We start from the raw sequence: 14,411 nt of genomic DNA, 5'->3' as shown, positions 1-14,411 counted from the left end.
GCTCTGGCACTGATGACGGTCATGCCAGACGTTCATTTGAACCGCCTGCTCCTGACGTTCAGCAGAAACTCGGAATTTCTCCGCCAGCACGGCTATTCACTGCGCTATGCGAGGTGCAACTCCTGAGAAGAAGCAACACGAAGGTGCCGCCCCTACCGGACAACCGGCAGGGGCGGCACCCTTTCCACGAAACATCGGGAAGGACTCAGCCTTACGTCAGGAGCGTGCCCAGGGCCGCGCTGAGCAGGATGATCCCCAAGATGAGGACCACCCACACCACCAGGGTGTGACGCAGCGCCTGTCTGAAAGTCACGCCGTTGGCGAGCGACAGGCCGTGCACGAACACGCTCCCGGCAACCAGGCTGCCCAGCACCGCCAGCGGCCCGCCCAGCCCCACCACGAGGCTCAGCAGCGTGGCCAGGATGACCGGCACCAGGCTCAGGGCCGTGATGGCGCGAACCTCGTGCCGTTCCGTCGCGGCGCCGAAGCAGCGGCTCAACCCGGTGAACAGCCAGGGAAACAGGCCCAGGGTCAGCGCCCCGTTGACCACGGCGGCCAGCAGGGCCAGCGAGATCAGGCCGGTGTTCAATGTCTCGAAGCTCGGGTCGCGCACGCTCAGGCCCACCAACGTACCGGCCAGGACATACCCGGCAAACGCGAGTAGCGTGACCGGGGTCCCCTGGCTCTGGATGACATAGAGCTGATGCTCGGGGGTAAATGGCGTCGTCATGCCCGCAGTGTGGCCACGGGTCAGGTTGGACGGCGCCGGTTCAGCCGGTGACCGCACCCGCCACGGCGAGCGTCCCGGCAAAAACCAGGAGGCCCACCGCGCAGCCCAGGAGACCCGTCACCAGCACGCTGGCAGCCAAGGCCAGCAGCGAGAAGAGCAGCATTCGGGCGACCTTCTGCCCGGCCGTGGCGTTTGGCAGGACGTGGTGGAGCCCCAGCACGGCGATCACGCCCAGGGACATCAGCAGCATGGGCTGTCCGAGGAAGGCGCCCGCGATCAGGAGGAAAGCCACCAGGGCGCCGTCAGCATTCAGGCGCCAGGCGCGAGGACGGAGGAGGGGAGCCGCGGAGCGAGAGATGGTCATGACGTACCTCCAATCGACATCATGACCTGCGGGGCGATGCTCGAACCGTGAAAGGACCCGCCCTGTTTCCCCAGCAGGGCCCCCAGGCGGCCATCCGCCAACCCGAAGTGCGCCTCCACGGCGCGCACGTCCGCCTCACCCTGGGGTAGGAGGCACAGCTTGAGCTGCCACACCGTCACGCGCCTTGCCCCCAGCGTCAGGGCGAGGCTCGCCTCGTCCAGGTCGCGCCACAGGTACCCCAGGAAGGCGGGGTGGTGCTGAGCCTGCCAGGCAAGTTCACGCCACCTTCGCGGTGCTCCTGGGCTGTTCGTGTTCTTCCCCACGCTCATGCCCGCACCTCCTGCCGGTGCATCCGCAGGTCGAGGACGGATCGAGGCTGGTCCTGTCCGGGATAACGCGGTACCGGCCCTCGCTGCCGGGCAACGTGAGACCGGACCTGCTGTGGGGAGTCGTGCCACTCCATGCCGGAGCTGGTTGAGGACGGGGAGATCGGGAGGCTACCTCTGGCAGCGGGCTTCGGAACGAGAGGTGACATGCCAAGACAAAACCCCCGCATGCGGCGGGGGAGAGGGGAGAGGAGAGGCTTGGTCTTCCTCCCCGATGCGGCGGCGGGAGAGGTGATCTCATCCAGGACGTGGGGCACGGGGCACTGGCCCCCGCTGCCGCAGGGAGGGTCAAGCCTGTTGCAGGACCTGCGCCCGCACCAGCAGGTCGCCCGGGTGGGGAAAGCGTCCACGCAACCCGGCCAGCCGGGCGTCATAGGCCGCCTCGTCCCAGGGCCAGGCGAATTGCCGGGTCAGTGCGGCGTGCAGAACTTCCACGAAGCGGCGCTCCAACGTCACGGCACAGAGGGCCGCGATGATGCCGGTGTTCGCGTCGATCAGGAAGACCGGCATGGGGAGTTCCCGATCCACGGCGGGCAGCACGAAGTCGGGTCCGGCCAGGTGGGGCGTGAAGGCCGCCTCGGCCCATTCGGTCGCGCCGACCTGGTACAGCAGCAGCAGCTGGTCGGCCTCCGCGAAGAGGGCGAGGCTGATGTGCCGCCGGGCCACCGCCAGGATCTCGTCCGGCCTGGGGTTGGGGTAGAAGAGCAGCAGCCCGGGAAGTCCGAAGCGCAGCTCGAACTGCTGCCCCTCGGGCCAGTCGGTCACGTCGGGGTGGAAGGGTTCGCCGACCCGGTAGGTCGTCCGTTCCGGAGGCTGCGGCTCGGTCATGTTCCCGGGTCACCCCACCGGGTGAGGGACCCACCGGGCGTGAAGGGCACGGATCAGACCTCTCCGGGCGACGAAGGTCGGACGGTCGCTGTCCCGGGTCAGCCGGGTTGGATCGTCTTCCTGTCGCCCACGGCACCGAGCGCGTCTCGTTTCTCCCGGTCAAGATCGTCGGCACGCGTTCCCCACGGCAGTCATGGCTGCACTCCCGCCCGCTCGCGTGACCGCTGAAGGTGTGCCTTGATGCGGCCCAGCGCCCGGTGTTGCTGCGCGGAGGCCGGGTTGACCTGGCCCTCGACAGCCCGCCACTACGCCACCGGCACCGCCTTTCGCGAGAGGGTGTGCCAGGGATTACACGCGGCTGTAGGGCAGTGCATGCTGGCATACCTTTGCTGGAGGTACCGCAATTTCAGCAGAGCCTCGCGGTACGCCTCCTAAGCGGCGTCCTTCAGGGCGCGGCGGTAGGCTTCAGCCTCCCTGGCGTGCCGGGACTCCAGCTCCGCCATGCGCCCAGGGCCCTGCGCCCACAGCCGCTACTGGTGATCTTCCTTGCGGGCCCGGATGACGCCAGCGGCCTGCGGTTCCGTCGCCATGCCAGCGCCCAGCCAGAGGGGCATCTTTTCCAGGTGCAGACGGTTGAACTTCGCGGCGTTGTCGCGGCTGGCCTGCTCGGCGGTCTTGGGCGTGCGTGGCACGGCTCAGGCTCCCTCACCGCTCGCGCGTCGGGCCGCGGCCCGGAGGTCTCGCACCGGCCGCCCCTCCTTCCGGGGCACCCTCACCGCTCGCCCCGTTCCGCTTCCAGCAGGCGCACGAGGGTCCGCAGGTGCGCCGCCGCGTCCTCGTCTCCAGGTTCGCCCAGCGCGTAGACCCGGGACGAGGTGCGGGCCACCGTGCCGTGCAGGGCTCGGACTGGGCCCGTGACGACTTGCTCCCCGACGCGGGCCTCCGGAGGGTCGAAGACGCGCCCAGCGAGAACCGGGCGGCCGTCCACATCCACAAAGCGCCACGTCTCCAGCCGCGCGGTGGCCGTCGGGGCCTCGCGGAAGGAGGTCAGGTGACGGGCGTCGACCACCGCCCGCGCGAGGGCCAGCGTTTCCGCGCCGGCGGCCACCCCGTTGATCGCCAGCGCCGCCGCCATGACATCGACCCTGGCCTGGTGGTCCGGCAGCGCGTCCAGCCGGGCACGCAGCTCGGATTGCGAGCGCAGGCCGCAGAGCAGCTTGGCGGCCTGCGTCAACGCTCCCTGGACGATCACCCGAGGGGTGCCGGGGAGGTCGGGTTCGCCCTCTAGTTCGGCGAGCAGGCGCCGCGCCACCTCGGGACGCGACAACTCCGCCCGCAGGGCCTCGTCCGTGGTCTCGCCAAGCAGGCAGACACGCGCGTCAGCCCACACGAGGCGGCTCGGCAGCGCGAGGAGCACGGTCACGTTGACCGCCCGGGTGGGGAGCGCCAGGATGGTCGTCCCGGCTCCCAGGTACAGCAGCGCTTCCTGGTCTCCGACGAAAACGTCGTGGACGCCACTGCTGCGGCCTCCCAGGTCCAGCGGGACGACGCCGGGATTGTTGATCCAGGTGTCCTGTCGTCCGCCGTGGTTGGTCAGGTCGAAGGCGGTCTCCGCGTCGGTGGTCGTGACCAGCGCCACCAGATGGAGCGTACTGGCGTCGGCGGAGAGACGGCGCTGGTAGACAGCGTGCAGGACAGGAATTCCAGTCGGCATGCACCACGGGCACCCGGCAGGGTGAGGGACACGCGCTGGGTGACTGTGGCTTCTCTGGCTCCGAAGTCCTCAATGTGGGAGCAACCCAGGCTCCCACCCAGCGGGCGAGGGTCGGCCCCACCATGTCGGGGATGGTTCTCGCACCGACGCCTCCTCCTTCCGGGGCACCCCGAACTGCTCGACGTCAGAAGGGGAGGTCGTCCGGCTCGGGTTCAGGGATGGAGACGGCCTCCTGGGGCAGGCCGGGATGGTGGCACAGCGGTGCGAGATCGTGTGTGCGGATGCCGAGGCGCGCCTGACGAAGGTAGCCGAACGCCGCCGCGAGGTCGGTCTGATCCCTCAGGCCCTGATTCCGGTCGCGCTTGAACTGGTGGACGGCACGTCCCCGCACCTCGAGGCAGTACACCGGCGTGCCCCGCCCGTCTCGGGCGACGACGATGACGACCTCGCCGCGGATGGCCGCCCCGGCGTAACTCGACACGCAGTTGTGGAGGGTCTCGCTGACGTGGATGAGGTCGTGCGTCTCCCGGGTTCGGCGGAAGTGGAGCGTGCCGTGGGCCGCGTGAGGGATGTCGGCGTCGAGGTGAGAGAGCCGCCTGTCCGTGCCACTGGGAATGGGCCGGTTCTCGGTCCGGATGCGGGTATGCAGCCGGGCCAGGTGGTCGTGCAGGGCCAGCGGGTCGAGCTGGCCCCGCCCGGGCCGGTAACCCGGCTGCGCCACCTGGACGTCCTGCCACAGGCGCTCCGTGTCGCCGAGCAGGAGCGCGAGGCCGGAGACGGCATGCCCCTTCCGGAAGGTGCGGATCAGCCGCCGGGCGGCCTGCTGTTCGCCGCCCGCGAGTTCGACGTACCAACGGGCATCAAACGGTGGACCGCAGCGGTGCGCGCGCAGGGCGGGCGCGTAAGCGTTCAGGACCTGGGCCTTGAGGTCCGCGGACCTCATGCCACTGCGGTGGAGGGACGCGGCCAGGGTGAGCACGTCCAGCCGTGCGAGGAGCGGCCGGACGCCGCGGGGCAGGGAGCCGCACAGTTCGCGCAGCAGGGTGGTCGCGCCCGGCCTGCGCCTCAACCACGCCCGGTACTCGCGCCCGGTGCTGAGCTGCATGTGCTCGATGAGCGCGGGCACGTTGAGGTAGTCCGGGTGCTGCACGGCGAACAGGAAGCGACCCAGCCGCTCGGTGGTGAGGGGCTGGTCCTCCGGCCCGAAGGCCTTGCGGAGTTGCGCGAGTTCCCCAGCGCAGCAGGTTTCCCGCGCCAGTTCCCATGCAAGCGCCTGGAGACCCCGGCACACCACCGGGGTGAGGCCCGCCGGATCGAAGCGGCCGTACTTCACGTTCCGCACCTGCCCGCCTTGGATCAGCAGCAGGTCGCGGCCCCGGCGCTGCACCCGCGTGGTGGTCTGGATGCAGGTGAAGCGGCAGTACTTCGCCGGAGCGTGCTGCCCGGTGCGGGGCGTGAGGGTGCTGACCGAGTACTCCGTGCGCAGTTCGTAGAACTCCCGGACGCCGGGTGTGAAGGGGTGGTGCCGCAGGGCCGTCATCCGGTGAACACAGGTGCGGCCGTAGCCGACCTTCAACGCGCTCCGGGCCTGCTCGGGCGTCAGGCGCGGCTGGACAAACTGCTCGAAGATCGCCTTTCCCGCCTCGTTCAGGTCGGCGGGCTGACCGGTCCCCGGGACGGCCGCCTGCAACGCGGAATGCTGACGAATGGGCACCCGCTCCTTCAGCCCGCTGGCGTGCCGAATCCAGACGACGCCCTCCCACTCGGGCTCGCTGGGGGAGCAGGCGTCCAGCACGGTCCACAGCACCCGCCTCCTCCCCTCGTGCCGCTGCTGGAACTGTCCGAACGCCCGAATCTCGCGCTCCAGCGCGGCGGGACCCTTGACGCACGTGCGGGCGGCGCGGGGCACCTGAAGCCGTCCGGGAAACAGGTGGGCGTTGCGTTCGGCGAGCCGGGCGTACAGCACGTCCAGTTCGTGTTGCGGCTTGGGGGCAGGCGTGGCCTGTTCGGACATGCCCGACTTCCTCCGGCCCCGGACGGAGAGGGGCCGCCCCGTGCCTTGCCCGTCCTTCCGGAATCTCCCGCAGCGTCTGGAGGCACCGGAATGGAGAGGCTGCCCGTTCAGCCCCGGGCGTGGGAGGTCAGAACGGCTGGGCGTGGTGGAGCAGCGCCGTGAACCGCCGGTCGAGGACCGTGAGCCGGGTTGGAGGTGACGGGCTTGTTCACGGGTGAGGGCCGATCACGGCAACCTCCGGTGCTTACGCGTTCATGCCGCCAGCTCACGCCATCACGCTGCTCGAGCGTTCCTCCAGCACGGTGAAGTACCGCTTCTCTCCACTGATGATGCTCGCATCCGTCTTGACGAGCACCTGCGTGATGACCAGGGCGCCGCTGCGCTGCCCCCTGAGCGGCGTCTCCCGCCAGGCCTCGACCTTCAGGTAGTGCGGGCGGGTCTCGGGCGCGCCCGACTTGACGGGGAGGTTCAGCGTCACCAGGGCCTCCGTCACCTCGCCGAACACCCCTGCCCGGCGCGTCTCGGTCTTCTTCGCCAGCCGCCCGCGGAGGGTGAAGATGTTGACCGCATTCTCCAGGATGAGATGCTCCCCCTGGCGCCGGGTGCGGACCCCCTGCAGCTTAACGAAGGAGCGGCCCCGGGTCACGATCTGCGCGCGCGGTTCCTGAGTCTGCCGGTCGGTCCAGATCAGTTGCTCGACCGCCGCCCGGTCGAAGAGCACGGCTTGTCCCGGTTCGAGCTGGAGAGCCTTCACGGCGACGTCTCCGGTCACGCGGACCTGCTCGAAAAAGACTAGGGCTTTGCTGACTCGGCTCGTCTCGCCCGCCAGGGTGACGATGGCAGCGGGAAAGGTCTGGGTCTTGTCCTCGACGCGGACGACGCAACCACTGATCATGCCTTCGTTCATGGTGCATCCCTTGTGGTGGGGAGCTGACCCGCTCGGGGGACAGCGCGAGGTTCAGTGCAGCAGGAGGATTCGACCGATGAAGGCGGCGTCCCTGAAGTCGCCCTGGGAGAGGACGCGGGCGGTGAGGCCACCCCCGACCAGGAGATCGCCGGGACGAACCTGTTCCTGCCGTGGGCCCTGCACGACCGTGAACACCAGGACGTCCGGGGCGAGTCGGGCGCGAACGTTCAGGGCCAGGGCGGCGCGGTCCATCGCGTCGTGGATGTCACGGCCCTGAACGAGGATCTGCGCGGGTGACCCGAACCTGAGCCTCGGCATACCGCAACAGGTGGAAGTCGAACTCCTTCATGCTGCCTGTCCCGCCCGTCAGGGCGAGGGTTCTGCCGGAGCACCACCAGCCGTCCACGAAAAAGGGGGAAGCGCGGCGGCTTCCCCTGGAGAATCAGGTGTCGGAGGTCAGATCAGGCAAGGCCAGTCCCGGAAAGGCCAAGCGGTAATGTTGTGGATCGAGGGTGAGCAGCGCCGCACCGAGAGAGGCCGCGTGCGCGCCAATCACGAAGTCCAGCAGCAGCCGACGTGGCAGGCCGCCTCCGCTGCGCTGGCGGCGCAGGCTGTACGCCTCGTAGCCCGCGCTGGCCTGTAACCAGACGTCCGGGGGCGTGTGCCAGTCCACCCGGACGCCGGTCTCACTCAGGAAGTGGTCGACCCCCGCGCGGGTCTGGCCCGGGGCCGCGAGCAGTTCGGCGTACACGCCCACATGGATGAACAGTTCCCCCTGCTGGCGGCTCCTCCACAGGACCTCCGCCAGACGCTCAGCGCCCGGCTCCTCACGAAGCAGGGCGCTGAGCACGTTGGTATCGATGCAGGTCAAGGGTCCTCGTGCCCCCGTTCACGTCGGTAGTACGTGCGGCTGTCCTCGGCCAGGGGGGGCAGGCTGCCGATGAAGCGCAGGAAGGGGTTCTCGCCCTCGCCGACCGGCGTCTCCTCGACGGGGAGATCCACATCGATGACCACGGTCTGCCCGGGCTTGAGGGCGAGGCGGGCCTGCGCCTCGGGGGGCAGGGTGAGCCGTCCCTGCGCGTCGACGGTCACGGCGACCTTGGTCATGCTTCCTCCGAGGGTCATGGTAGCGCGTACACGCCCGGTGAGGTTCCGGGCGAAGGTCCTTCCGGGAAAGGTCTGCCCTTCCGGGTCACAGGTGGGCGGTGAGGCGCTCGATCTCGCGGACCGTCCCCCGACCCCAGGGCACCCGCTCGAAGAGGACCTGCCAGGCCAGTTCCTGCTCTCCCTCCCGGCCGATCAGGGCGAGGTAGGACGCGGCGTCGGTGGTCCGGAGGGCCCACTCCAACGCGGCGAGGAAGCCCGGCTGGTCCAGGTGCTCGTGCAGATGCAGGGTGACGACGCCGAGGTCGCCGTGCACCTCCAGCCGAAGAGGAACGGGCGCGGGAACGAGGGCCGAGCGGGACGCCTGCACTGCGGCCGCCGTCTCGGGGCGAGCTCCGGACCGGGCCGCGAGACGCAGGGCTTGGGGACGGGTCAGGCCGTCCTCGAAGGTCTCGGCGTCGATGGCCGTCTCCCCCTGCGCCTCGTCGGTGCGGGTCTCGAACACGGCGTACCCCGCGCCCGGCCGGTGGGTGACGTGGAGGCTGCGCCGCTCGCCACAGCGTGGCGGGAACTGCTGCTCGACCTCGAAGGCGGGCGTGAGGAAACTGGCGAGGACATGCAGGAACCTCAGCATGTCCCGGCCCTCTGCCCGCTGAAGGTGGTGCCCACGCGCGCCCGGCCAGACCGCCGTCCGGCACGAATACCGTGGAGGGTCCGGGCCGCCGAGGTGATGACGCGGGCGGCGTGGAGAGCCTCGCCAACCGAGAGCGTGAGGGCTTGGTCCGCCTCTTCCGGAGCTTCCAGGCTGAGACGGATCACGCCGCCGGAGGGCGGCAGAACCAGGGGCCCGCAGGTGAACAGAGTGAAGGAGTCGTCTGCCGCGTCCTCCAAGTGCGCCGCGAGAGCAAGCGCCTCTGGGGTGATGAGGGACGCCGCGATCTCACCGAGACGGAGGTCGAGGTTCACGCCCTCGCCGAGCTTCAGGGACAGGTTCATGCGCTCCTTTGCGCCCGGCGTTCTCCCGGGCGAGGGTTCCTTAGGGGCACCCCGCCGGGGGCGATGGGGACGGCAGGTGGATGCTCCAGACGAACAGGGGAGAGAACGCCTCTCTCCCCCGAGCTGGCTCAAAACGGCAGGGGCGCCTCGTCGGGCGGGAAGTCCTCCAGCCCCTGATCGATGTCCAGCCTCCCAGAGCGGGTCGGGGCGGGCGCGGCGTTTTGAGAGCTGGCCGCGCGAGTCCCCGAGGCAGCGACCGGCTGCCGCTGCTCGCGCGCCGGAGCTGGCGTGCCGGAGGTCCCCGTGCCCGCACCCCGGCTGAGGGGGACCACCGTGTCCGCCTCCACCTTCTTGGTCCGGCGCCCACGCCCGTCGCGGTCCGTCCACGACTCGTCCACCAGTGCGCCCTCCACCAGGACCGGGTCACCCTTGCGCAGTCCCTGGTGAGCCAGGGCCAGGTCGCGCCATAGGGTCACGTCCACCCAGTGCGTCTTCTCCTGGGCTTGGCCCTGACGGTCCTTGTACTTCTCGTTGACGCCCAGACGCAGACCGAGCACGGCGTCACCGGCAGGTGTGTGCCGCAGTTCGGGGTCGGCGGACACGTTCCCGATGACCGTGGCCCGGTTCAAGCCGCCCCTGAGTCGCTGCCCGCCCCGGCCATCCTGAATGAGTTCGAAGTCTCCGTCCGCTTGGCGCACCGTCCCCGTGACGCGCACCCGCAGGGCGCTGCGCTTGCCCCCTTCGGACGCTTCCCACTGGCTGTAATCGAGCTGCCCGTCCGCCACCAGAACGTCGCCCGCCTGATACCCGCGCTCGGCCAGATGTTCGGCGTACTTGCCCAGCGCCTGCCCGTTCTCGTAGAAGGGGATGACGTGCGCGCGCCCGTCGCTGCCCGTGATGTGGCGCTCGCCCGCGAGGGTGAGATCGAGGACGGCGGTGCCTCCCGGGGTGTAGCGGAGTTCGGGATCGCGGGCGAGGGCGGCGATGATCAGGACCTTGTTCATGGGGACTCCTTCTGGTGCGCGGCGGCACCGGTGAACCTTGCCGGTGGTTCGCCCGGTGCGGTCTCCGGGCGAGGGATGGCTGCCCGTTCTGCAGTGGACGCGAGGGTTGACCGTGCCCGTCCTCCAGCGTGGGTGCGGGTCAGGTTGGTCACGTCAGGGCGTGTTCAGGCGACGAGACCGTGAGGGGCGGGCGAGGCGAGCAGGGCGCCTAGCAGACGGCGGACGTGCGCGGTCAGCGCAGGCACTTGGGGATGGGCAGGGAGTCCGTCGGCATCCTGCAGGGCCAGGCGGGCGAGTTCACAGGTGGTGTGGGCCGACACGGCGGGACCGGTGATGATCAGGTCGACGCACAGGGTGCGTTCCAGGTTGGGCCGCAGGACGTCGAGCAGGTCGAGCAGGGCCAGCGTGTGGGTCAGCAGGGCCTGGCCGGCGGGGGGTGTGCCGGCGACTTGGGGGAGGACGGGCGGCCTCACACGTACCTCCGGCTCGGATACTTCCGCTCGCGTTTCTGCTCACGGGTGAGGGGACGAGGGAACTTCCTCTTGCCCTTGTGGCGGATGCGTTTGGTGGTCATGCGGCTGGCCCACCCGCTGCCCGGCGGGTGAGGGTGGAGGCTGGTGGAACTGGCGGGGCAGCCCAGCGTCTCTGCCGGACGTGAGCGGAAGCGGCTGCACCTTCCGCCCGGGTGCAGCCGCCATTAAAAAAGACGTGGAGGCTCCCCGCTCGGCGGCCGGGTTGACGAGCGCAGGTCAGGCTTTGGCGTGCCGGTCCCACCAGCGATCTGTGTTGACGAGGTGAGCGGTGCGGATCACGAGCTGTGTCCGGAGAGAGGTCCGACTGGAGCTGTGGCAGGTCGTGCACGTCTCCAGGTTCTGGCCGACCTCGACCTCGGCCGCTCCCGTGTCGGGGTCGATGAACACGACGGCCGTCGTCCACCAGGAGGTCGCCCTCTCCGTGGCAGTCGGGGCAGGTCACGAGGACGGGGTCGGGGACCCGGTGGCCGAAGCGGCGAAGCAGGAAGTGCAGGAGGGCCATGCCTGCCTCGCCGCCCGGGAGGCGAGGGTCCTCCCGGGCCACGCAAAAGGGAAAGGCTCGGCATGGGACCTCCCCGACCTGCCACGCCCAGTCGCTGGTCAGGGTGGGGACATCTGGTCGGCGCTGAGGATCAGGGGTCGCAGGTCGTCCGTCGTCCCGGACGTTGGGTGGCTTCGCTTGGGTGCTGCTGAAGTTCGGGACCGGGGAGGTCAGGCGAAGGGGAAGAGGGTGCCGAGCAACAGGATCAGTTGCATGACGAACAGCAGGAGGAGGACGACCCGGAGAGTCCCCATCAACCGGGTGCCGGTGCGGGTGTCGAAGGCCGGACCGAAACGGCGGGCGAGCAGGAACAGCACGGCCCACAGCAGGGTGGCAAGCAGCGAGAACCAGACCTGCGCCGCGTCGGGCGGGGCCCTGCGACTGACCCGCAAGGCGAAGCCGAGCAGCAGGGCGGGAGGGAGAATGGTGGCGAGCCAACGCAGGAGCCGGGCGTCCTTGCGAAGGCTGCCGAGCAGCAGATGCAGCATGGGCATTCTTTCAGGTCAGGGGTGTGGACCGGGTCCCGGGGACAGGCGGAACCCGGGTGGAGCATCAGTGCAGGTGAACACGGACGCGCGGTTTCCGAGGACGGGGACCGAGCTGCTCGGCGAGACGCAGGACCTGGAGGGCCGCCTCGACCTGAGCCTGGAGTTCGCCCCGACCCTCCTCGTGCTGCGAAGTTTTGGGACTGACATAGGTAAGGCAACGGGTGTTCACCATCTCGCTTTCCTCCTGATATGAGATGGAGTGAGCGCGCCGCCTGAGCGGCGAGGGTCCCGCCGGGCCAGAGCGCGAACACGGAGCGTCGCCCGCCCGCTCCCTGTCGTGAACGAGAGGGGCACAAGGACGGGGGAGGGCTGCTCGGGCACCGACGGTGGGGCAAGGTGATGCCCGAGCCAGGTGGCCTGGCATGGAGGCTGTCACAGGCAGATCGGCACTGGCGGCGATCCGGCGGGGCTGGCCGTGACCCTCTCGCGGTGCAGGAGACTTCGGTTCCTCCAGGCCATCAAAGCCCCTTCCTCCAGGGCACCCCCGGCGTGTTTTCGCATCACTGCCGAACACGTCCCGGGGTCTTGGGGCGCTTCTTCAAGGAACGTTCTCCTGCCCTTACCGCTGGCATCAGGGGGCTTAGCATGGGCAGGCTTCTCTCGATGAACCCTCCGCTCTTCGCTTCACCCGCTCACGAGAATGAGAAGTTTGAGTGATTTTGGTCGAAGTTTTCAAGTGCTTTGTGTTTTGAGGTAGGAATAGGGCGGTCTGAAGCTAAAAGAGGAGCACGGGCACGTGCTTCGGGCGGGGTGGAGGCTGGCGGTGCAGGAGGGGGAACGTTTCGTTTCTGAAAAAGCTGAATCACCCACAGACCCCCCACCTTTGACCTGTCGCCCTGTCTGAGTTTCTCTGTGTGAGAAAGGAACTCGAACAGGGAGTTGTGCCGGGAGACCAGCACCGCCATGTCTCTGCTGGAACCGCGCCGTCGGGTGAGAGACGAGGATGGACTTGGTACTTGTGTTCTTGGAGCGCGCCTCCGGTGTTCCTTGCAGCAAGGGAACGGCTCCTCGTGGAGGGGCCCGAGGTTGGAAAAGAAGAACAACGGGACGCATGGCACGTCCCGTTGTCACAGGGCCTTCGGGTTCAGGCGACGCGAACTTCGTGAAGACCTTCGGTGGGGGTGGCGTTGTCGAGCAGGGCCTCGATACTCCGGTCGAAGTCGGTGTGGACCCGGTAGTGGCCGCGGTCCAGAACCTCGATGGCGATAGCGAAGGTGCTGGGGTCGAGCTTCCGGCCGTCCCGGATACCCAGCAGCGGCCAGAGCTTCTGGCTCTTCACCACTCGCACCATGTCCCGGCCGTGCAGGGTGGCGGTGATGGGCACTCCACGCGGGGCGTTCTCGACGATGATCGGGATGTCGTTCCGGTACCCGAGCTCGTCACCCAGCAGGGCCTGAGGGGCGGCATTGGCGATCGCGCGCGCGTACTTTCCACCCTGTAACTGGGGGTCCCCGATGATGACTCGCCGGGCTTTGCCGATGATCCAGTGAGCGAGGTCGCTGTCCCCGCCGATCTCGTTGCTGGTGTCCATGATGATCAGCCCGCGGCCCAACCGCTCGGCCATGATGCGCGCGATGTCCCTGAGGAGGGTCGTCTTCCCGACGAAGGGCGGCCCGATGATGGCGATGCCCACGCCCCGGTCGATGGCATCCTGGATGACCTCGCGCAGCGGCTCGGCGACGCCGATCAGGGCTCGGCCGATGCGCACGGTGATCATCACGCTGGCCCCCTGGAGGTTGGTCTCGCGGCTGATCCGGTGCAAGGTCCCGGGGATACCGATGCGTCCGTCCGCCCGCCAGCCCTTGGTCACTCCGGACTGCATCTCGGTGTCAATTCGGCCGAACAGCACCGGGTCCAGCACCAGCGGGTAGTCGATGCGCAGCCCTCCGAACCGCACGCTCAGGGGCTGGTTCAGGTCGAGGATGATCTCGTCAATTTCCACCAGGTTGGGGGCGATGATTCGCCGGAGTTCCTCGGGAAAGCGCTCCTGCACCGCCGCGTACTCGGCTGGCGTGGTGAGGTCGGTGACGGGAAAAGGCTTCACCATGCCAGGCCGTACCTTTCCTTGATCAGCACCCGGGCGGGGATATTCGGAGAGGCGTTGATGACGTTCGTGCTGGCGGTGAGCGCCCGGGTGAGTTCAGCCGACGTCCCGCGCCGCACGGCCGAGGAGCCGTCGGCGAGACCCGCGCCGAGGTAGAGGGTCCGGTTGTCCACGATGACCAGGGGCGGGGCATCCAGGTCACCGAAGTGGTAGCCGAGCGGCAGGGGCGGTTGCTCCGCGTTGGCGAGGGCGACGCTGGGGAGGAACGAGCCGGGCCGCAGATGAGCACGCCGGGGTGTGATCAGGTAGACGTGAACCCGGCGGCTGGCTGCCTCCTTAAGGGCCTGCGCCAGCATCTGTGCCTGGAGGTCGGGGAGGTAGGCGATCACCTGGCGCTGAGCCCGGTGCAGGGCCTGGGTGACCTCGTTCAGCGTGGTGGTCTGGGCGGTGCCGGTGCTCGCCGCCCAGGCGAGCATCAGGGGAATGAATCTGCGCATACCCCTGCATGGTGGCCGCGGCCCAGGTTGGCCAGGCGCGATCCCGGCGCCCTGATAGTGACGGTGGCGGTTTCAACATGGGTCTCCCTCGCTTTTGGTGACGCGGGCCGCCGGGTGCGGATACTTCGGGCATGGACCTCCAGTCCTGCCTCCCCGATCCCGAGCTGTTGACCCTCCGCTCCACCCACGACCAGCCCGAAG

At 69.1% G+C, this 14,411-nt stretch carries 19 protein-coding genes; 1 reads left to right on the top strand and 18 read right to left on the bottom strand.

Features of this window, described 5'->3' with window-relative positions:
- Window positions 1-211: 211 nt before the first annotated feature.
- The 16 genes from A7B18_RS20055 to A7B18_RS19985 all read right to left on the bottom strand — a co-directional run bounded on the left by A7B18_RS20055 (window position 212) and on the right by A7B18_RS19985 (window position 11,615).
- Window positions 212-730 (bottom strand): hypothetical protein, encoded by a 519-nt coding sequence (locus A7B18_RS20055; RefSeq protein WP_102128454.1) that lies wholly within the window; start codon window positions 728-730, stop codon window positions 212-214.
- A gap of 40 nt (window positions 731-770) precedes the next feature.
- On the bottom strand, window positions 771-1,094 hold the full coding sequence (locus A7B18_RS20050) for a hypothetical protein (RefSeq protein ID WP_102128453.1): 324 nt from the start codon (window positions 1,092-1,094) through the stop codon (window positions 771-773).
- Entirely contained in the window at window positions 1,091-1,423 is a 333-nt protein-coding gene (locus tag A7B18_RS20045; RefSeq protein WP_102128452.1) for a hypothetical protein, read from the bottom strand. The genes A7B18_RS20050 and A7B18_RS20045 overlap by 4 nt, the downstream gene beginning before the upstream one ends.
- A 345-nt stretch (window positions 1,424-1,768) precedes the next feature.
- Complete coding sequence (locus tag A7B18_RS20040; protein ID WP_102128451.1) at window positions 1,769-2,308, bottom strand: hypothetical protein; 540 nt, start codon at window positions 2,306-2,308, stop codon at window positions 1,769-1,771.
- A gap of 530 nt (window positions 2,309-2,838) precedes the next feature.
- Window positions 2,839-3,000: a hypothetical protein gene (locus A7B18_RS22150; RefSeq protein WP_180970271.1), complete on the bottom strand. Its 162-nt coding sequence runs from the start codon at window positions 2,998-3,000 to the stop codon at window positions 2,839-2,841.
- An 80-nt stretch (window positions 3,001-3,080) separates the two neighbouring features.
- Complete coding sequence (locus A7B18_RS20035) at window positions 3,081-3,947, bottom strand: hypothetical protein (protein ID WP_102128450.1); 867 nt, start codon at window positions 3,945-3,947, stop codon at window positions 3,081-3,083.
- A gap of 259 nt (window positions 3,948-4,206) precedes the next feature.
- Window positions 4,207-6,036 carry a PcfJ domain-containing protein gene (locus A7B18_RS20030; protein ID WP_102128449.1) on the bottom strand — a complete coding sequence of 610 codons (1,830 nt, stop codon included), beginning with the start codon at window positions 6,034-6,036 and terminating at the stop codon, window positions 4,207-4,209.
- Between the two features lie 265 nt (window positions 6,037-6,301).
- Window positions 6,302-6,943: a hypothetical protein gene (locus tag A7B18_RS20025; protein WP_102128448.1), complete on the bottom strand. Its 642-nt coding sequence runs from the start codon at window positions 6,941-6,943 to the stop codon at window positions 6,302-6,304.
- Window positions 6,944-6,994: 51 nt separating this feature from the next.
- Complete coding sequence (locus A7B18_RS20020) at window positions 6,995-7,261, bottom strand: hypothetical protein (RefSeq protein ID WP_102128447.1); 267 nt, start codon at window positions 7,259-7,261, stop codon at window positions 6,995-6,997.
- A 124-nt stretch (window positions 7,262-7,385) separates the two neighbouring features.
- The gene (locus A7B18_RS20015) at window positions 7,386-7,814 is read right to left on the bottom strand and encodes a type II toxin-antitoxin system VapC family toxin (protein ID WP_102128446.1); all 429 of its coding nucleotides are present in this window, start codon (window positions 7,812-7,814) and stop codon (window positions 7,386-7,388) included.
- A complete protein-coding gene (gene mazE / locus A7B18_RS20010) occupies window positions 7,811-8,050 on the bottom strand; it encodes a type II toxin-antitoxin system MazE family antitoxin (RefSeq protein WP_102128445.1) in 240 nt (79 codons plus the stop codon). Before mazE ends, A7B18_RS20015 begins: the two co-directional genes overlap by 4 nt.
- Before the next feature lie 85 nt (window positions 8,051-8,135).
- Complete coding sequence (locus tag A7B18_RS20005; RefSeq protein WP_102128444.1) at window positions 8,136-8,681, bottom strand: hypothetical protein; 546 nt, start codon at window positions 8,679-8,681, stop codon at window positions 8,136-8,138.
- Window positions 8,675-9,043 carry a hypothetical protein gene (locus tag A7B18_RS20000; protein WP_102128443.1) on the bottom strand — a complete coding sequence of 123 codons (369 nt, stop codon included), beginning with the start codon at window positions 9,041-9,043 and terminating at the stop codon, window positions 8,675-8,677. The genes A7B18_RS20005 and A7B18_RS20000 overlap by 7 nt, the downstream gene beginning before the upstream one ends.
- 128 nt (window positions 9,044-9,171) lie before the next feature.
- Window positions 9,172-10,047 carry a single-stranded DNA-binding protein gene (ssb, locus tag A7B18_RS19995; protein ID WP_102128442.1) on the bottom strand — a complete coding sequence of 292 codons (876 nt, stop codon included), beginning with the start codon at window positions 10,045-10,047 and terminating at the stop codon, window positions 9,172-9,174.
- A gap of 164 nt (window positions 10,048-10,211) precedes the next feature.
- Complete coding sequence (locus A7B18_RS19990) at window positions 10,212-10,520, bottom strand: hypothetical protein (protein ID WP_102128441.1); 309 nt, start codon at window positions 10,518-10,520, stop codon at window positions 10,212-10,214.
- Window positions 10,521-11,291: 771 nt separating this feature from the next.
- Window positions 11,292-11,615, bottom strand: a complete 324-nt coding sequence (locus A7B18_RS19985) for a hypothetical protein (protein WP_146009618.1) — start codon at window positions 11,613-11,615, stop codon at window positions 11,292-11,294.
- A 67-nt stretch (window positions 11,616-11,682) separates the two neighbouring features.
- Here A7B18_RS19985 and A7B18_RS19980 point away from each other — a divergent pair, with 67 nt between their 5' ends.
- Window positions 11,683-11,862: a hypothetical protein gene (locus tag A7B18_RS19980; RefSeq protein ID WP_146009617.1), complete on the top strand. Its 180-nt coding sequence runs from the start codon at window positions 11,683-11,685 to the stop codon at window positions 11,860-11,862.
- 891 nt (window positions 11,863-12,753) lie between these two features.
- Here the strand turns inward: A7B18_RS19980 and A7B18_RS19975 are convergent.
- Together A7B18_RS19975 and A7B18_RS19970 are read right to left on the bottom strand one after the other, a co-directional pair.
- Window positions 12,754-13,716 (bottom strand): AAA family ATPase, encoded by a 963-nt coding sequence (locus tag A7B18_RS19975; RefSeq protein ID WP_102128438.1) that lies wholly within the window; start codon window positions 13,714-13,716, stop codon window positions 12,754-12,756.
- On the bottom strand, window positions 13,710-14,210 hold the full coding sequence (locus A7B18_RS19970; RefSeq protein ID WP_102128437.1) for a phospholipase D-like domain-containing protein: 501 nt from the start codon (window positions 14,208-14,210) through the stop codon (window positions 13,710-13,712). The genes A7B18_RS19975 and A7B18_RS19970 overlap by 7 nt, the downstream gene beginning before the upstream one ends.
- Window positions 14,211-14,411 lie beyond the last annotated feature (201 nt).

It is taken from the genome of Deinococcus planocerae (assembly GCF_002869765.1).
Taxonomy (GTDB): Bacteria; Deinococcota; Deinococci; order Deinococcales; family Deinococcaceae; genus Deinococcus; species Deinococcus planocerae.
Note: the sequence above shows the minus strand (reverse complement) of the source record. Positions and strands in the feature narration are given on the sequence as shown.